The 16,916-nt window shown below is 71.0% G+C and carries 16 protein-coding genes; all 16 read right to left on the bottom strand.

Annotated elements, in window-relative coordinates; all coding sequences use genetic code 11:
• Window positions 1-11: 11 nt before the first annotated feature.
• Window positions 12-134, bottom strand: coding sequence for a DUF6126 family protein (locus tag ACZ4WH_RS27045; RefSeq protein ID WP_468185068.1), 123 nt, complete (start codon window positions 132-134; stop codon window positions 12-14).
• Window positions 131-760 carry a helix-turn-helix domain-containing protein gene (locus ACZ4WH_RS27040; protein WP_468185067.1) on the bottom strand — a complete coding sequence of 210 codons (630 nt, stop codon included), beginning with the start codon at window positions 758-760 and terminating at the stop codon, window positions 131-133. The genes ACZ4WH_RS27045 and ACZ4WH_RS27040 overlap by 4 nt, the downstream gene beginning before the upstream one ends.
• Window positions 761-849: 89 nt before the next feature.
• Window positions 850-2,235, bottom strand: a complete 1,386-nt coding sequence (locus ACZ4WH_RS27035; RefSeq protein WP_468185065.1) for an aspartate aminotransferase family protein — start codon at window positions 2,233-2,235, stop codon at window positions 850-852.
• Window positions 2,232-4,214 (bottom strand): 1-deoxy-D-xylulose-5-phosphate synthase, encoded by a 1,983-nt coding sequence (dxs, locus tag ACZ4WH_RS27030; RefSeq protein WP_468185062.1) that lies wholly within the window; start codon window positions 4,212-4,214, stop codon window positions 2,232-2,234. The genes ACZ4WH_RS27035 and dxs overlap by 4 nt, the downstream gene beginning before the upstream one ends.
• Before the next feature lie 36 nt (window positions 4,215-4,250).
• The gene (gene ispG, locus ACZ4WH_RS27025) at window positions 4,251-5,378 is read right to left on the bottom strand and encodes a flavodoxin-dependent (E)-4-hydroxy-3-methylbut-2-enyl-diphosphate synthase (RefSeq protein WP_468185060.1); all 1,128 of its coding nucleotides are present in this window, start codon (window positions 5,376-5,378) and stop codon (window positions 4,251-4,253) included.
• A 4-nt stretch (window positions 5,379-5,382) separates the two neighbouring features.
• Window positions 5,383-6,405, bottom strand: coding sequence for an adenosyl-hopene transferase HpnH (gene hpnH / locus ACZ4WH_RS27020; RefSeq protein ID WP_468185057.1), 1,023 nt, complete (start codon window positions 6,403-6,405; stop codon window positions 5,383-5,385).
• 5 nt (window positions 6,406-6,410) lie between these two features.
• Window positions 6,411-7,052: a phosphorylase family protein gene (locus tag ACZ4WH_RS27015; RefSeq protein WP_468185055.1), complete on the bottom strand. Its 642-nt coding sequence runs from the start codon at window positions 7,050-7,052 to the stop codon at window positions 6,411-6,413.
• A 1-nt stretch (window position 7,053) separates the two neighbouring features.
• Window positions 7,054-9,084, bottom strand: a complete 2,031-nt coding sequence (shc, locus tag ACZ4WH_RS27010) for a squalene--hopene cyclase (protein WP_468185053.1) — start codon at window positions 9,082-9,084, stop codon at window positions 7,054-7,056.
• A gap of 116 nt (window positions 9,085-9,200) precedes the next feature.
• Window positions 9,201-10,334, bottom strand: coding sequence for a polyprenyl synthetase family protein (locus ACZ4WH_RS27005; protein ID WP_468185050.1), 1,134 nt, complete (start codon window positions 10,332-10,334; stop codon window positions 9,201-9,203).
• Complete coding sequence (gene hpnE, locus ACZ4WH_RS27000) at window positions 10,334-11,761, bottom strand: hydroxysqualene dehydroxylase HpnE (protein ID WP_468185048.1); 1,428 nt, start codon at window positions 11,759-11,761, stop codon at window positions 10,334-10,336. The genes ACZ4WH_RS27005 and hpnE overlap by 1 nt, the downstream gene beginning before the upstream one ends.
• The gene (locus tag ACZ4WH_RS26995; protein ID WP_468185046.1) at window positions 11,758-12,021 is read right to left on the bottom strand and encodes a DUF6380 family protein; all 264 of its coding nucleotides are present in this window, start codon (window positions 12,019-12,021) and stop codon (window positions 11,758-11,760) included. Before ACZ4WH_RS26995 ends, hpnE begins: the two co-directional genes overlap by 4 nt.
• On the bottom strand, window positions 12,021-12,983 hold the full coding sequence (gene hpnD / locus ACZ4WH_RS26990; protein ID WP_468185043.1) for a presqualene diphosphate synthase HpnD: 963 nt from the start codon (window positions 12,981-12,983) through the stop codon (window positions 12,021-12,023). Before hpnD ends, ACZ4WH_RS26995 begins: the two co-directional genes overlap by 1 nt.
• Window positions 12,980-13,876: a squalene synthase HpnC gene (gene hpnC, locus ACZ4WH_RS26985; RefSeq protein ID WP_468185041.1), complete on the bottom strand. Its 897-nt coding sequence runs from the start codon at window positions 13,874-13,876 to the stop codon at window positions 12,980-12,982. Before hpnC ends, hpnD begins: the two co-directional genes overlap by 4 nt.
• A gap of 361 nt (window positions 13,877-14,237) precedes the next feature.
• Complete coding sequence (locus ACZ4WH_RS26980; RefSeq protein WP_468185039.1) at window positions 14,238-15,026, bottom strand: ABC transporter ATP-binding protein; 789 nt, start codon at window positions 15,024-15,026, stop codon at window positions 14,238-14,240.
• Complete coding sequence (locus ACZ4WH_RS26975) at window positions 15,019-15,948, bottom strand: ABC transporter permease (protein WP_468185037.1); 930 nt, start codon at window positions 15,946-15,948, stop codon at window positions 15,019-15,021. The genes ACZ4WH_RS26980 and ACZ4WH_RS26975 overlap by 8 nt, the downstream gene beginning before the upstream one ends.
• A 90-nt stretch (window positions 15,949-16,038) precedes the next feature.
• Window positions 16,039-16,911, bottom strand: coding sequence for a glycosyltransferase family 2 protein (locus ACZ4WH_RS26970; RefSeq protein WP_468185092.1), 873 nt, complete (start codon window positions 16,909-16,911; stop codon window positions 16,039-16,041).
• Between the last annotated feature and the right edge of the window lie 5 nt (window positions 16,912-16,916).

Below are 16,916 nucleotides of genomic sequence, written 5' to 3'. Positions count from 1 at the left end.
GGCCCGCGGCGTCAGCCCTTGCCGCCCAGCGCGAACAGCAGGTAGAGGAACGCGGCCAGGACATGCCCGAGGGCGATGTAGATGATCAGCCGAATCCACAGGGCACGGGGGAACTTCTCCTCGAAGTTGCTCATGGCAGCTCTCCGGTCAGCGGGCCCAGGCACAGCGTGGCCGTGGGGCTCTGCAACAGCGTGTGGACGAACAGCAGTTCCACGCCGTCGTGGTCCTCGGCGGCGAGGCGGTGCGGGGTGAGCGAGTCGAAGTGCGCGCTGTCACCGGGCCCGAGCAGATGGATGGTGTCGCCGAGGCGCAGGCGCAGACGCCCCTTGAGGACGTAGAGCCACTCCTCGCCGGGGTGGACGCGCACGATGTCGCCCTGCGAGCCGTACGGCACCCGCACCCGCAGGGCCTGCATGCCGCGGCCGGGCGCCCCGGCCTGGACGTACGTCCACCCGCCCGCGCGGGTCGGCTCCATGTCGGCGGCCCGCACGATCGCGTCCCGGTCGGCGACCGTCTCACCGAGGAGTTCGGAGACGGTCGTACCGTAGATACGGGCGAGCGCGAGGAGCATCGGCAGCGACGGGTGACGCTGCCCGGTCTCCAGCCGGGACAGGTGGGCCGGGGAGAGCCCGGCGGCGCGGGCCGCGGCCTCCAGCGTGAGGCCGGCGCGCCGGCGCAGGGCACGCAGCTGCGGTGCGACGGCGGGAAGGCCGTCGTCCGGAGCGGAGCCCGCCGCCGGCGCGGCGTCTGAGGCGTTCATGCCTCCATTCAGCCCCAGCTTTGCCCGTCAGGCAATTTTATTGCCTGTGAGGCAAAGGGCCGAGAACTGCCGCGCCGTCGGCGCTCCGGTCAGCGGTTCGCCACCGCCTGCTTGATCAAGGTCTTGCCGAAGTCCCACATCAGACCGCCGCCGCTGTGCGCGTCGTCCATGACCGCGGTGAACGCGTCCACGAACCGGTCCACGTCGGCCTCGTCGATGACCAGCGGCGGGATGAGCTTGATCACCTCCAGATGGTCACCGGAGACCTGTGTGAGGATCCGGTGCTTCTGCAACAGCGGCACGACGACCATCTGGGCGAACAGCCCCTTGCGGGCCGCCTGGAGCATGGTCCAGCGGCTGCGCAGCTTCAGCGAGGACGGCTTGCCGAACTCGATGCCGATCATCAGGCCCCGGCCACGGACGTCGGCGAGCAGCTCGTACGTGTCGATCAGCGCGGTGAGCCGGGACTTCAGCAGCTCACCCGTCCGGCGCACGCCGGCGACGATCTGCTCGTTCTCCATGACCGAGAGCACGGCGAGGCCGCACGCCATCGCCTGGGCGTTGGAGCCGAAACTCGCCGAGTGCACCAGCACCCGGTCCATGGACGAGTAGACCTTCTTGAAGATCCACTCCTTGCCGAGGGTGGCGCCGACCGGCACATAGCCGCCGGAGAGGGCCTTGGCGACGCACACCAGGTCCGGTTCGACGCCGTCCTCGTGCTGGTAGGCGTAGAAGTCGCCGGTGCGGCCGAGGCCGGTCTGCACCTCGTCGGCGATGAGCAGCGCCTTGTGCCGGTGCAGCAGCTCCTGCGCGGCCCGCAGATAGCCGGGCGGCGCCTCGTGCACGCCCTTGCCCTGGATCGGCTCCACGATCAGCGCGGCGACATCGCCCTTTCGCAACTCCCGTGCCAGCGCGTCGAGATCGCCGAGCGGTACGGCGGTGTCGGGCAGCAGCGGGGCGAAGCCGTCGCGGAAGCCGCTCTCGCCGTTGACCGAGAGGGAGCCGGTGGTCAGGCCGTGGAAGGCGTGGTCGCAGTAGAGGACGCGCGGCCTGCCGGTGGCGTACCGGGCGAACTTCAGGGCCGTCTCGACCGCCTCGGTGCCGCTGTTGCCGAAGAACACCCGGTCCAGGTGCGGACTGTGGGCCAGCAGCCGCTCGGCGAGCAGGCCGGGCAGCGGCTGGCAGTCGAAGCGGGTGAGGTCGGCGAGGTCCAGGTCCAGGACGTCGTGCAGGGCCTTGCGGACGACCGGGTGGTGGCGGCCGAGGCCCATCACACCGAACCCGGCGAGCATGTCCAGGTAGTCGTTGCCCTCCGCGTCGTAGAAGTGCGCTCCCTCGGCACGTTCGTAGACCTTGTCGAAGCCGATGGTGTGCAGCATGCGCGGGAGCTGCGGGTTGAGGTGCTTCGCGTGCAGCTCGTAGCGTTCGCTTCCGCGCTCGGCCAGCAGGGCACCGAGGTCGAACTCGGTACTCATTCACCCTCCTCATCAGCGCCCCGGAGGGGCGCGGGGAACTGCGCGACCGGCCCCGACGGCGCAGCGGACGCGATACGGCCATTCTCGGCACTTCCGTCGACGCCGCCGGCGTCCCGTGCCGCGAGGCTAGCGCTGATCCGCCCGGCGATCTCGACGGGCGTCAGGCCGATGTCGGCCAGCACCTCGCTGCGCTTGGCGTGCGCGAGGAACTGCTCCGGGATGCCGAACCGCCGTACCGGCACGTCCACGTCGGCGTCGCCGAGGGCCAGCGCGACCGCCGAACCGACGCCCGCCGCCCGGCTGTTGTCCTCGACCACGGCCACCAGCCGGTGCCCGGCGGCGAGTCCGGGCAGCGCGGGGTCGACGGGCTTGACCCAGCGCGGGTCCACCACCGTGCAGCCGATCCCCCGCCCTTCGAGCAGTTCGGCTGCCTGGAGGCACACGGAGGCCATCACACCGACGGCCACCAGCAGCACCTCGGGGCGGTCGGCGCGGTGCAGGACGTCCATGCCGCCGACGCGGTCGAGCGCCGGCACACGCGGGCCGACGGACTCCTTCGGGAAGCGGACCAGGGTGGGCGCGTCGTCCACGGCGACCGCCTCGCGCAGCTGGGCGCGCAGTTGGTCGGCGTCGCGCGGGGCGGCGATCCTGAGCCCCGGGACGACCTGGAGGACGGACATGTCCCACATGCCGTTGTGAGAGGGGCCGTCGGCGCCCGTGACGCCGGCCCGGTCCAGGACGAAGGTGACCCCGCAGCGGTGCAGGGCGACGTCCATCAGCAACTGGTCGAAGGCCCGGTTGAGGAAGGTGGCGTAGACGGCGACGACCGGGTGCAGCCCGCCGGTGGCGAGGCCGGCCGCGGAGACGGCCGCGTGCTGTTCGGCGATGCCCACGTCCCACACCCGGTCCGGGAAGCGCTCGGCGAACTTCCCGAGGCCGACCGGGTGCAGCATGGCCGCCGTGATGGCCACGACGTCCTCGCGCTCCTCGCCGATCCTCACGATCTCGTCGCCGAACACCGAGGTCCAGGAAGGGCCGTTGGACGGGACGAGCGGTGCGCAGGTCAGCGGGTCCATCACGCCGACGGTGTGGAAGTGGTCCTCCTCGTGCGCCAGGGCGGGCTCGTAGCCGCGGCCCTTCTCGGTGAGGCAGTGGACCAGGACCGGGCCGTGGAAGCGTTTCGCGCGGCGCAGCGCGGACTCGACGGCGTTGATGTCGTGGCCGTCGATCGGGCCGAGGTACTTCAGGCCCAGGTCCTCGAACATGCCCTGCGGGGCGAAGGCGTCCTTGAAGCCCTTCTTCGCGCCGTGCAGGGACTCGTAGAGCGTGGTGCCGACGACCGGGGTGCGCTGGAGCACCTCCTTGCCCCAGGCGAGGACCCTCTCGTAGCCGTCGGTGGTGCGCAGGGTGGCCAGGTGGTTGGCGAGGCCGCCGATGGTGGGGGCGTACGACCGCTCGTTGTCGTTGACGACGATGATCAGCGGCCGGTCCTTGGCCGCGGCGATGTTGTTGAGCGCTTCCCAGGCCATGCCGCCGGTCAGCGCGCCGTCGCCGATGACCGCGACCACATGGCCCTTCTCCCCCAGCACCTGGTTGGCCTTGGCGAGTCCGTCGGCCCAGCCGAGCGCGGTGGAGGCGTGGCTGTTCTCGATGACGTCGTGCTCGGACTCCTCGCGCGAGGGGTAGCCGGACAGTCCGCCCTTGCCGCGCAGCTTGGAGAAGTCCTGACGGCCGGTCAGGAGCTTGTGCACATAGCTCTGGTGGCCGGTGTCCCACAGGATGCGGTCGACCGGTGACTCGAAGACCCGGTGGAGCGCGATGGACAGTTCCACCACGCCCAGATTGGGGCCGAGGTGACCGCCGGTCCTCGACACCGCGTGCACCAGGAACTCACGTATCTCGTCGGACAGTTCACCGAGTTCCGCCTCGGACAGCGCCTTCAGGTCGCGTGGTCCCCGGATGCTCTCCAGAATGGTCACGCTCGGGCCCCCTCTCGGTCCGTGCCTTGCCTCAACTCACTTGTCTGCGGGGCTCGTCCGCTCGGCGAGCTTCATGGCCTCCTCGATGAGGGTCTCCACGATCCTGGACTCGGGGACGGTCTTGACGACCTCGCCCTTGACGAAGATCTGACCCTTGCCGTTGCCCGAGGCAACTCCGAGGTCGGCCTCGCGGGCCTCGCCCGGACCGTTGACCACACACCCCATCACCGCGACCCTGAGCGGCACTTCCATGCCGTCCAGCCCCGCGGTGACCTCCTCGGCGAGCTTGTACACGTCCACCTGGGCCCGGCCGCAGGACGGACAGGAGACGATCTCCAGCCGCCGCTGCCGCAGCCCCAGCGACTCCAGGATCTGGATGCCGACCTTGACCTCCTCGGCGGGCGGCGCGCTCAGCGACACCCGGATGGTGTCCCCGATGCCCCGGGACAGCAACGCCCCGAAGGCCACCGCCGACTTGATCGTGCCCTGGAACGCCGGACCGGCCTCCGTGACCCCCAGATGCAGCGGGTAGTCGCACTGCTCGGCGAGCTGCCGGTAGGCCTCGATCATCACGACCGGGTCGTTGTGCTTGACGGAGATCTTGATGTCGCGGAAGTCGTGCTCCTCGAAGAGCGACGCCTCCCACAGCGCCGACTCGACCAGGGCCTCAGGCGTGGCTCTGCCGTACTTCTGGAGCAGCCGCCGGTCCAGCGAACCGGCGTTGACGCCGATCCGGATCGGCGTGCCGCGGTCCTTGGCGGCCCGCGCGATCTCCTTCACCTGGTCGTCGAACTTCTTGATGTTGCCCGGGTTCACGCGCACCGCCGCGCAGCCGGCCTCGATGGCCGCGAACACGTACTTCGGCTGGAAGTGGATGTCCGCGATCACCGGGATCTGCGACTTGCGGGCGATGGTCGCGAGGGCGTCCGCGTCGTCCTGCGTGGGGCAGGCGACGCGGACGATCTGGCAGCCGGACGCGGTGAGTTCCGCTATCTGCTGGAGGGTGGCGCCGATGTCCGACGTGCGGGTCGTCGTCATGGACTGCACCGACACCGGGGCTCCGCCCCCGACCGCCACCGGCCCGACGTGGATCTGCCGCGACTGCCGTCGCGGCCCGACCGGACGGGCCGGTACCTCGGGAACGCCCAAGGGAACGGCGGTCATCGCCTCACTCCCGGTTTCCGGAGACGGTCTCGCGCATCGCCCGCAGGGACTCCTTCAGGGAGCCCATGGTGGCGAGGACGGCGGTCGGCTCGTAGCCGCAGTGCGCCATGCAGTTGTCGCAGCGCGGGTCCTTGCCGCGGCCGTACTTGTCCCAGTCGGTCTCCTCGATGAGTTCGCGGTACGTCGGCACGTACCCGTCGCTCATCAGGTAGCAGGGGCGCTGCCAGCCGAACAGCGAGTAGTTCGGGATCGCCCACGCGGTGCACGGGAAGTCGACCTTGCCCTCCAGGAAGTCCAGGAAGAGCGGGGAGTGGTTGAGCCGCCACTTCTTGCGGTTGCCGCCCGCGAAGGCCTTCTTGAACAGCTCGCGGGTCTGCTCAACGCCGAGGAAGTGGTCCTGGTCGGGGGCCTTCTCGTAGGCATAGGCGGGCGAGATCATCATCTCGTCGACCTTGAGGTCGTCGTTGAGGAAGTTGAGCACCTCGATGATGGTCTGCGGGGTGTCGGTGTTGAAGAAGGTGGAGTTGGTGGTCACCCGGAAGCCGCGCCGCTTGGCCTCCTTGATGGCCTCCACCGCCTCGTCGAAGACGCCTTCCTTCGCGACGGACTCGTCGTGCCGCTCCCGCAGCCCGTCGATGTGCACGGCGAAGGCGAAGTAGGGCGAGGGCTTGAATTTGTCCATCTTCTTGCGCAGCAGCATCGCGTTGGTGCACAGGAAGACGTATTTCCGCTTCGCCACCAACTGCCGCACGATCTCGTCGATCTGAGGATGCATCAAGGGCTCGCCGCCGGCGATGGACACCATCGGCGCACCGGACTCCAGCACCGCGCCCACGGCCTGGGCGACGGGCATGCGCTGCTTGAGCACACCGGCCGGGTGCTGGATCTTGCCGCAGCCCTCGCACTTCAGATTGCAGGCGAACAGTGGTTCCAGCTCGACAATGAGCGGGAACTTGTCCCGCTTGCGGAGCTTCTGTTCAGCCAGGTATGTCGCGACCTTGATGGACTGACGCAACGGCATGGCCATCTGGCTCACCTCCGAGGGAGCAGCAAAGAACGGTGCCATTCAAAAAACGCGGGAAGGATGGAACGAAGAACGCGGAAGGCTGATATTCCACCGCGCACCGTGCCGATCCGGACGAGTTCGTGTTCTGGAGCGTCCACGACCACCCGGACGGCCGCAACCGGACGCTCGCCCGTGCGGACGGCCGTCCGGAGCGTGGCGGCCGACTCCATGTCGACCGCGATCGCGCCGGTGGCGAGCAGATCGGACCGCTCGGGGCCCCGCACGACGTGGTCGGAGCCGGTGAGCGGGCCGGTGTGGACCGTGCGCCCGGGCAGCAGGCGCACGAGTTCCTTGACCAGCAGGTCGGTGCCCACGCACGGGACGGTCCCGCGCGGATCCCGGGTCTCCTCGGCGACGACCAGGTCGCCGGGGTGCATGCCGGGGGCGAGCCCGGCACAGAAACCGGTGGCCAGCACGGCCGTGCCGGCCGCCGCCGGGCCGGCGAGATGCCGGCCGACGGAGCGTTGCGCCGCCTTCGGGCCCATGCCCGTACGGACGACGGTGTACGGCCCGTCCGCCCCGCTCCTGTCGCCGGTGCGCAGGGCGAGGTGCTCGATGCCGAGCGCGCAGGCGATCAGCAGCGGGGCCGGGGCGGGCTGGTCGCTCAAGTCAGCTCCCCGTGGCCCGTGACGCGGCCGTCTCGGCCTTGGCGAGCAGCTTCCGCTCGAAGGGATCGCCGTGCAGGTAGCGGCCGAGCGCGGTGAGCGGGAACACCTGCCGGTACAGGTGGTAGTTGATGGAGAAGTCCCAGGGGAAGCCGGTGCCGGTGAAGTACGGCTCGTCCCAGGTGCCGTCCTCGCGCTGCGTCTGGGCCAGCCACTGGATGCCGCGCTCGACGGCCTTGGAGTCCTTCTCCCCCGCCGCCAGCAGCGCCATCAGCGCCCACGCGGTCTGCGAGGCGGTGGAGGCGCCCCGGCCGCTCCACTCCTTGACGTACTTGTAGGAGCGCAGGTCCTCGCCCCAGCCGCCGTCGTCGTTCTGGACGCTCTCCAGCCAGACCACGGCCCGCCGGATCGCCGGGTGTGAGCCGGGCAGTCCGGCCGCGGTCAGCGCCGGCACCACCGAGCCGGTGCCGTAGAGGTAGTTGACGCCCCAGCGGCCGAACCACGAGCCGTTCGGCTCCTGTTCGGCGAGCAGCCAGTCGATGCCGCGCCGGGTGCGCGGGTCGTGGGCGAGGCCCTCGGCGGCGAGCATCTCCACGACGTGCGCGGTGACGTCCGCGGACGGCGGGTCGATGACCTCGCCGAAGTCGCAGAACGGCAGCCGGTTGGGGAACGGGCTGGTGTTGTCGACGTCGAAGGCGCCCCAGGCTCCGTTCTTCGACTGCATGCCGAGGTTCCAGCGGACGGCCCGTCCGATCGCCTTGTCGACGCGCTCGGGGTCGTGGTGCCGGACCCGGCGCAGCGCGAGGGCGACCTCCGCCGTGTCGTCGATGTCCGGGTAGTTGTCGTTGTGGAACTCGAACGCCCAGCCGCCCGGCGGCAGTCCGGGACGCTTCACGGCCCAGTCGCCGGGCCGGACGATCTCCTCGCCGAGCATCCAGTCGGCCGCCTTGACCAGTTGGGGATGGTCGACGGGCAGACCGGCGTCCACGAGGGCGATGGTGGCCAGGCAGGTGTCCCAGACCGGGGACTGGCAGGCCTCGATCATCCGGGCGCCGTCCTCGCGCCAGACGGCGAAACGGTCCAGCGAGGCGAGGCCCTCACGCATCACCGGGTGCTGGAGGTCGTAGCCGAGCAGGTGCAGGGCGATGATCGAGTACACGGCCGGGGGCTGGATGCCGCCCCAGCAGCCGTCGTTCTCCTGTCGCTCGATGATCCAGCGGGCCGCCGCGTTCACCGCGGCCCTGCGCAGCCTGCGCGGGGCGACCTTGCGGAACTGGTGCAGGGCCTTGTCGATGCGCTGGAAGGCGCCGTCCCAACTGGCCAGCGGGGCCAGGGGCCTGGGCGGGTTGGGCCGGGACGGGTCGGTGTGCAGCTCGTCCAGCGGGAAGGGCGCGGGACGCACCGGGCGCTTGGCCGAGACGATGGTGAGCGGGACGATGGTCTGCCGGGCCCAGCATCCGAAGTCGTAGATGTTGAGCGGCATCCAGGTGGGGAACCAGATCAGCTCCGGCGGGAGTTCGGGCAGGTCCTCCCACTTCCACCAGCCGAACAGCGCGAGCCAGATCCGGGTGAAGACCCGGGAGGCCGCGATGCCGCCGCGCTCGCGGATCCAGGCGGACGCCTTCGCCATGTGCGGGGCGTCGGGCGCGTCGCCGGCCAGGCGCAGGGCGACGTACGCCTCGACGGTGGTGGACAGTTCGCCGGGGCCGCCGTAGAAGGTGGCCCAGGTGCCGTCCTCGCGCTGCTCGCCGCGGATGAACTTCGCGGCGGCCTGCGTGGTGCTCTCGTCCAGGATGCCCAGGAACTGACGGAGCAGCAGATCCTCGGCGTCCATGGTGACGTTGGTCTCCAGGTCGCCCTTCCACCAGCCCTGGGAGTCCTGCCGGGAGAGCAGGAAGTCGGTGGCGCGCCGTGCTGCGCGCGCGGCGGCTTCTTGTACCCCGGCCGCCTCGGGGGTGGTGAGGGTGGTGTCGCTGGCCGCGGCAGCGCGGGACGGCAAGGTCGCCCCGGTGCTTCCGTCGGTCGTCGCTGTCATGGCTTCCCCTTCGTGCAGTCGTGCGAGTCGTGCTGCTGTGGGTCCGCCGTCGGCCGATGCCCCTAACCCTTCGGCACCGGCCGGCGACTACGCGAGGCTTATCCAGCCAATACTGATCATCTCTTCCGTACGACGACGAAGTCGGCGAGCGCCGTGAAGGAGTCCCGCACCCGGTCGGGCATGTCGACGGCGTCGAGGGCTTCGATGGCGATGGTGTGCTGACGGCGTGCCTCCGCCGCCGTCCACTCGCGGCCGCCGGCCTCCTCGATGAGGGCGGCACGGGCCGCGAACTCCTCCTCGGAGAAGTTCTCGAAGTCGCTGCTCTTGGCGTCGGCGGCGAGGATCTCACCGAGTTGCTCCGAGGCGGGGCCGCCGGCCGCGAGCGCGGCCACCACGGGCAGGGACTTCTTGCGCTGGCGCAGGTCGCTCCAGGTCTGCTTGCCGGTGGCCTCCGGGTCGCCCCAGATGCCGAGCAGGTCGTCCACGGCCTGGAAGGCGAGGCCGAGGTGGTAGCCGTACCGTTCCAGCGCGTCGGCGGTGGCGTCGTCCGCGCCGCCGAGGACCGCGCCGATGGAGGAGGCGCAGGCGAGCAGGGCCCCGGTCTTGTTGCCCTCCATCTCCAGGCACTCCTCGACGCTGACCCGGTCGCGGTGCTCGTAGGAGATGTCCTGGGCCTGACCGTCGATCAGGGCACGGGTGGCGGTGGTCAGCCGGCGGGTGGCGCGGCCGGCCTCGACCGTGCCGAGTTCCAGCAGGACCTCGTTGGCGAGGGCGAACAGCGCGTCGCCGACCAGGATGGCCTGGGCGGGGCCGTGCACCTTCCAGACGGTGTCGCGGTGCCGGCGCTGCTCGTCGCCGTCCATCAGGTCGTCGTGCAGCAGCGAGAAGTTGTGCACGAGTTCGACGGCGACCGCGCCCGGGATGCCCGCCTCGGGCGCGGCGCCGGTGACCTCGGCGGAGAGCACGGCGAGCGCCGGGCGGACGGCCTTGCCGCCGTCGCCGTCGGCGGGGTTGCCGGCGGCGTCGATCCAGCCGAAGTGGTAGGCGGCGACGGTGTCCATCGGAGGCGCCAGGCGGTCGACGGCCGCGCGCAGCACCGGTGTGGCCAGGGTCCGGCCGCGCTCCAGCAGCGCGGTCACGTCCACCGCGGCCCGTGGAGCGGGCGTCGAGGCCGGGGGCACAGTGGGCACAGTCTCTCCTCTTGTTGCGGTACCGGGGGTGCGGGGGCCGGCCGCCTGCTGATCGGGCATCAGGCCGCCTCCTCGAACTCGAAGAGGTGGCGGGGGCGGGGCCGGCCCAGGGCACTGAGCGCGGCGTCGGCCGCGCTCACTCCACTGCGGACCGCACTCTCCATGGTCGCGGGCCACCCGGTGGCGGTCCACGCTCCGGCCAGGTACAGGCCGGGGGCCTTGGTGCGGGCGCCGGGCCGCAGCCGCCCGACGCCGGGGGTGGGAGCGAACGTCGCCGTGCGCTCCCGGGTCACGAAGAAGTCCACCACCTCGGCCGCGCGCGTACCCGGGATCAGCCGTTCCAACTCGGGCAGGTAGCGCTCGCGGAGTTCGGCGACCGGGGTGTCGATCTCGTCCTGCGCGGCCGACTGGGACAGCGCCAAATACTGTCCCGTGCGCAGCCCGGAGGCGTGGGTGCGGTCGAACACCCACTGCACGGGGGTGCCGAGGGCGGCGAAGAAGGGCCGTGCGAGCACCTTGCGGTCGTACACGACATGGACGTTGAGGATGGGCGCGGTGCCGATCTCCAGCAGCCGGCCGGGCGCGTCGAGGGCACCGGACGGCAGCAGCTCGTGCGCCTCGCGCTGGGGTACGGCGAGGACGACCGCGTCGGTCTCGATGCGCTCGCCGGGAACCTGAACGCTCCACGTCCCGTTCTCGTTGATGGAGACGGAGGTGACGCGTGAACGGACCTCGGTACGCACGCCCGCGGAGTCGAGCGCCTTGCGGGCCAGCCGGTCGTGCAGTTCGCCCAGCGGGACGCGGGCCCAGCCGATGTCGGCCGCGCCCGGGTCGGACAGAAGACCGGTCTTGAACACCATCGCGGCGAGCCCCAGCGAGGCGTCGCCCGCGACCGCGTTGAGGGTGGCGACACCGACCAGGTCCCACAGGGCTTCGACGGCGCGCGCCGACTGGCCGTGCGCGGCCAGCCAGCTGCCGAAGTCCTGGGTGTCCAGGGCCGGATCGGTGAGGTCGAGCCCCTTCAGCGCGAGCGCGGCCCGCCCGACGGCCGCGCGCTCGGCGAGCGAGAGGTGCGGATAGGAGGCCAGGCTGCGCCCCAGGTGGAGGGGGACGGGCAGCGGGTCGCGCCGCAGCCTGCCGAGCCGCCGCCCCTCGGGCTTGGCGACGTCGACGACGGGCACGTCCAGGCGGTCCTGCAACGGTGCCAGCGCCGCGCCCTCGATCCGGTCGAGGAACCAGCGGTAGGCGGTGCAGCAGCGCAGGTACACGTGCTGGCCGTTGTCGACGGTCAGTTCGCCGCGCTGGAAGGAGAAGGCGAGGCCGCCCAGCCTGGGCCTGCCTTCGAGCAGGGTGACCCGGACGCCCGCGTCGGCGAGGGCGAGCGCCGCGGTGACTCCGGCGAGGCCACCACCGACCACGACCGCGCTGCGGCCTGCCGTCCGCGCGGTGCCGGCCCGGTCCGGTGCGGGGGGTGAGCCGTCGCTCATCGTGCGTCCTTCCGTGCGTGCGCGAGCGCTCCGCGGGCGGGGCCGTGGTGGGCCGCCTTTCGTCCGCGGCTTCGTCGTGGCTGGTCGTGCCCACGCGGCCGTAGCCGCATGTCAGATACAGCCTCGCGCCCCTGCGGGGCGCGAGCGTGCTGGTTGAACGGTGCACGCCCGGCCGTCGCAGTCAGGGACGCCACGCCGCAGGGGAGGGTTGCCTGGCGCGTGCCGTCCGGTTCGGCCGGCTCTGGTGCGGTGCGCTGCATCAGGCGCGCCTCCGCACGGAGCGCCGGGAGACATGGCGGGTCACATGCCGGGTGTCGAGGCCGGACAGGCCGCGCACGGCGACATAGGCCTTCTCGTGTCCGGGCAGCGAGACCCGGCCGCGCAGCACGGCCTCCGGGTCGCGCTCGATGCGGTCCAGCAGCCGGCGGTAGATGCCGGCCATCGCGGCCACGCAGGCGCCGCTGCGCCGGTCGAGCATGGGCAGCAGCCGGTAGCCCTCGGCGAACAGGGCCCGGGCACGCCGCACTTCGAAGTGGACGAGGCCCGCGAAGTCGGAGCCCTCCGGCGGGGTCGGCCCGTTGAACCCGGCCGAGCAGCCGAACTTGGCGAGGTCGTCGGCGGGCAGATAGGTACGGCCGCCGGCCGCGTCCTCGCGGACGTCGCGCAGGATGTTGGTGAGCTGGAGGGCGAGGCCCAGCGTGTCGGCGTACTCGGGCGCGCGCTCGGCGCCGCGCGCTCCCGGTTCGGTGCCGAACACGCCGAGCGAGAGGCGGCCGATGGCGCCGGCGACACACCGGCAGTAGACCTTCAGGTCGTCCCAGGTCTCGTAGGTCTCCCCGCGCACGTCCATCTGGACGCCGTCGATCAGCTCGTCCAGGCCGCCGAGCGGGATCGGGAAGGCGCCCGCGGCGTGGCTGAGGGCGACGGCCACCGGGTCGGTGTCGTCCTCCTCGACCTCGCCCTCGCGGATCCGGGCGAGCAGCGCCCGGGTGTCCTCCAGCCGCGCCAGTTTCACCTCGTCGGCCAGTTCGCCGTCGCCGATGTCGTCCACGCGCCGGGAGAACGCGTACAGCGCCGACATGGCGCGGCGCTTGGCCGTCGGCAGCAGCCGGATGCCGTAGGCGAAGTTACGGGCCTGCTGCCCGGTGACGGTCTCGCAGTAGCTGTAGGCGGCGAGTACCGGTGCGGACACGTGCGGCGGAGAATCCACGGTCCGGATCACCCCTCTCCTCGCAGGATCACGCCCGCCTCACGCAGCAACTGGACCTTGCCGGGTCTGGGCGGGCCGGGAAGTACGTCGTGTTCGGCGGCGGCGATCGCCCGGATCGCCGCCCTTCCTCCCGCCACGAACCCTGCGAGCAGCAGCTTGAGCCTGCCGTGGACGCTACCCACCAGGGGGGCGCCTTCATTCAGCAGATCGCGGGCGCGTTGTGCTTCGTATGCAACCAGGGCGCGCACCGATGCGCCCGCGGTTTTCGCGGCGAGGTCCGCTTCCTGGACGTGAAAGCGTTTCATGTCCGCGGCGGGGAGATAGATCCGGTCGCGGCCGAGGTCCTCGGCGACGTCCTGGAGGTGCTCCACGATCTGTAGCGCCGTGCAGATAGCGTCGGACAGCCGGATCCGCTCGGGGGTCGAGGTGCCAGTGACGGCGAGGACGAGGCGGCCGACCGGGTTGGCGGACAGTTCGCAGTAGGCGAGGAGGTCGTCGTAGGTCTCGTACCGGGTGACGAGCTGGTCCTGGCGGTTGGCGGCGATCAGCCCGAGGAACGGCTCGGGGGTGAGGGCGCGGCGGCGGACGGTGGGCTGGAGGCGGCGCAGCAGCGGGTGGCGCGGGGTGCCGTCGAAGACACGGCGCAGGTCGGCCTCGAAGGCGTCGAGGAGGACCAGCCGGTCGGCGGCCTCGGCGGGCGACACGCCGAGCAGCCGGGCGTCGGCGCCGCCGGGGGCCAGGTCGCCGTCGCCGATGTCGTCCACCAGGCGGGCGAACCCGTAGACGGCCATGAGGTCGGTGCGCCAGTCCCGGGGCAGGAAGAAGGGGGCCACGGGGAAGTTCTCGCTCGCGGCCTTGTCCAGCGTGGCGCGTTCCAGGTCGGGCGCCTCGGTGGTGGCCGTCATCGGGCGCTGCCCGGGGCGAGGACGGCACATGCTCCGCTGAGCAGGGGAGTTTCCGTAGCCATTGCCGTCACATCTCCCGTTCTACACTGCCGATCCGATACACACTATTTCGGACACGCCGCCCCGCATCGCGCAGGGGTGCCCCGTCGCAGGGTGTCGCGCATTATCGCCCCACTTGCCGGTTTCCGGCACCGGTACAGCTTACGTTGTACAACGCGGCGCGGACCGTCGGGGTGTCCTGCACATCACAACAACACACCGATTGGCTCCAAGATTCCTAACGCCAGAACGAGTTGACGTTTCCTTTGCAGACGGAAGGGCCCCGCCGGAGGAACTCCGGCGGGGCCCTGGCCGAAACGGGTCACTTGCCCGTGAACTTCTCGTATTCCTTGAGGACCTCGTCGGTGGGCCCGTCCATGCGCAGCTCACCGCGCTCCAGCCACAGCACACGGTTGCAGGTGTCACGGATGGACTTGTTGTTGTGGCTGACCAGAAACACCGTGCCGGCCTCCTTGCGCAGTTCCCGGATGCGCTCCTCCGAGCGCTTCTGGAACTTGCGGTCGCCGGTGGCCAGCGCCTCGTCGATCATGAGGACGTCGTGGTCCTTGGCGGCGGCGATGGAGAAGCGCAGGCGCGCCGCCATGCCGGAGGAGTAGGTGCGCATCGGCAGGGTGATGAAGTCGCCCTTCTCGTTGATGCCCGAGAAGTCCACGATGTCCTGGTAGCGCTCCTTGATCTGCTCCCGGGACATACCCATGGCGAGCCCGCCCAGGATGACGTTCCGCTCGCCGGTCAGGTCGTTCATCAGGGCCGCGTTGACACCCAGCAGGGACGGCTGGCCGTCGGTGTAGACCTTGCCCTTCTCCGCGGGCAGCAGGCCGGCGATGGCCCGCAGCAGCGTCGACTTGCCGGAGCCGTTGGACCCGATCAGGCCGATGGCCTCGCCCCGGTAGGCGACGAAGGACACGCCGCGCACGGCGTGCACCTTGCGCACCCCGCGCGCCGCGTCGTCGGAGCCGCGCCTGAGAATGCGGCTCAGGGCCGCCGTGGCGCTGCCCTTGCCGCTCTTGGCGCCGTTGACCCGGTAGACGATGTGCAGGTCGTCCGCGATGACCGTCGGGCGGCGATCCTGGGTGTTCTGCTCAGCCACGACCGTACCGCTCCTCAGCCTTCCAGAAGTACACGAAGCCGCCCACGGCGAAGAGCACGGCCCAGCCCCCGGCCGCCGCCCACACATGGTCGGGCAGGTTCTCGGAACCGTAGCCGTCGATCAGGGCGAAGCGCATCAGATCCATGTAGATGGCGGCCGGGTTCCACTGGAGGACCGTCGCGATCCACTGCGGCTTGTCCTCCAGCATGATCGGGATGGAGAACATCACGCCGGACGCGTACATCCACGTACGCATCACGAACGGCATGAGCTGGGCCAGGTCCGGGGTCTTCGCGCCCGCGCGGGCCATGATCAGCGCGAGCCCGGTGTTGAACAGGAACTGGAGCGCCAGGATCGGCACGATCAGCAGCCAGGACATGTCCGGGTAGCTGCCGAATCCGGCCGCCACGACGAACAGCACGATCATCGAGAACAGCAGCTGCTGGAGCTGCTGGAGCGAGAAGGAGACGGGCAGGGCGGCGCGCGGGAAGTGCAGGGCGCGCACCAGGCCCAGGTTGCCGGAGATCGCGCGGACGCCCGACATCACCGAACTCTGCGTGAAGGTGAACACGAACACGCCGGTGACCAGGAAGGGGATGTACACGTCCTGGGACATGCCGCGGCTGGCGTGCAGGATCAGCCCGAAGATGAAGAAGTACACGGCCGCGTTCAGCAGCGGCGTGGCCACCTGCCAGAGCTGGCCGAGCTTGGCCTGGCTGTACTGCGCGGTCAGCTTCGCCTGGGAGAAGGCGAGGATGAAGTGGCGACGCCCCCAGAGCTGACGGACGTACTCCACGAGCGAGGGCCGGGCGCCGCTCACGGTAAGCCCGTACTTGGCGGCGAGCTGGGCCGCCGTCAGCCCCTCGTCGGGCGGCGGCGCCGCGGTCACCGCGACCGTGCCGTCGTGCGTGGTCTCACTCACAGGTGGATACTTTCGTCTTCGGATTCGCGTTCGAGTTCGTCGTCCCGTGCGCCCGTCCACGAGCGCACGGGCGCTCCAGGGACGAGCTTGTCAGATGACCGGGGGACGGCCCAGTCGGGTGAGTCGCCACACCGTACGCCAGCGCATCGGGCGGCGGGGACCGCAGGGCGTGGTCCAGCCTTCCCGGAAGCCGCCGAACCACGCCTTCAGGGCGGGCCGCGAGGGGCGGCGGAGCAGCGTGAGCAGCAGCCAGACGCCGAGGTAGACCGGGACCAGGAGGGCGGGGAGGTTGCGGCGGGCGAGCCAGACGCGGTTGCGGGCGACCATGCGGTGGTAGACCGCGTGCCGCGAGGGCGCGGTCGTCGGGTGGTACAGCACCATGTCGGCCCGGTAGTCGATCATCCAGCCCGCGTCGAGGGCCCGCCATGCCAGGTCGGTTTCCTCGTGCGCGTAGAAGAACGCGTCCGGGAGCCCGCCGACCTCCGCGAAGACGCGCGTGCGGACGGCGTTGGCGCCGCCGAGGAAGGTGGTGACCCGGGAGGAGCGCATCGGGTCGGAGGCGCGCAGCCGGGGCACGTGCCGGCGCTGGGTCTCGCCGGTGTCGGGGTCGGCGATGCGGAAGCTGATGATGCCCAGCTCCGGGTCGGCGGCGAAGGCCTCGCGGCACAGCTCGGCGGTGTCGTGCCGGGCGAGCAGGCCGTCGTCGTCGAGGAAGAGCAATATGTCGACATCGCGGCCGCTGGGCCCGAAGGCCTCTATGCCGACGTTGCGCCCGCCGGGGATGCCCAGGTTCTCGGGCAGCTCGACGGTCCGTACCCCCTCGGGCACGTCCGGGACGGGCGAGCCGTTGCCGACGACGACCACCTGGACCGGGTCGCCGTCCTGCTTGGCGACGGAGTCGAGCAGGGCCCGCAGCTCCTCGGGCCGGTTGCCCATGGTGATGATGACGGCGCCGACCTTCATGGGCG

Source organism: Streptomyces sp. NPDC029138 (genome assembly GCF_055564375.1).
Note: the sequence above shows the minus strand (reverse complement) of the source record. Positions and strands in the feature narration are given on the sequence as shown.

Excerpts from the sequence above, each read along its gene's own strand:
- ACZ4WH_RS27045 (WP_468185068.1), bottom strand. The coding sequence starts at position 134 with ATGAGCAACTTCGAGGAGAAGTTCCCCCGTGCCCTGTGGATTCGGCTG.
- ACZ4WH_RS27040 (WP_468185067.1), bottom strand. The coding sequence starts at position 760 with ATGAACGCCTCAGACGCCGCGCCGGCGGCGGGCTCCGCTCCGGACGAC.
- ACZ4WH_RS27035 (WP_468185065.1), bottom strand. The coding sequence starts at position 2,235 with ATGAGTACCGAGTTCGACCTCGGTGCCCTGCTGGCCGAGCGCGGAAGC.
- ispG (WP_468185060.1), bottom strand. The coding sequence starts at position 5,378 with ATGACCGCCGTTCCCTTGGGCGTTCCCGAGGTACCGGCCCGTCCGGTC.
- hpnH (WP_468185057.1), bottom strand. The coding sequence starts at position 6,405 with ATGGCCATGCCGTTGCGTCAGTCCATCAAGGTCGCGACATACCTGGCT.
- shc (WP_468185053.1), bottom strand. The coding sequence starts at position 9,084 with ATGACAGCGACGACCGACGGAAGCACCGGGGCGACCTTGCCGTCCCGC.
- ACZ4WH_RS27005 (WP_468185050.1), bottom strand. The coding sequence starts at position 10,334 with ATGCCCGATCAGCAGGCGGCCGGCCCCCGCACCCCCGGTACCGCAACA.
- hpnE (WP_468185048.1), bottom strand. The coding sequence starts at position 11,761 with ATGAGCGACGGCTCACCCCCCGCACCGGACCGGGCCGGCACCGCGCGG.
- ACZ4WH_RS26995 (WP_468185046.1), bottom strand. The coding sequence starts at position 12,021 with ATGCAGCGCACCGCACCAGAGCCGGCCGAACCGGACGGCACGCGCCAG.
- hpnC (WP_468185041.1), bottom strand. The coding sequence starts at position 13,876 with ATGACGGCCACCACCGAGGCGCCCGACCTGGAACGCGCCACGCTGGAC.
- ACZ4WH_RS26970 (WP_468185092.1), bottom strand. The coding sequence starts at position 16,911 with ATGAAGGTCGGCGCCGTCATCATCACCATGGGCAACCGGCCCGAGGAG.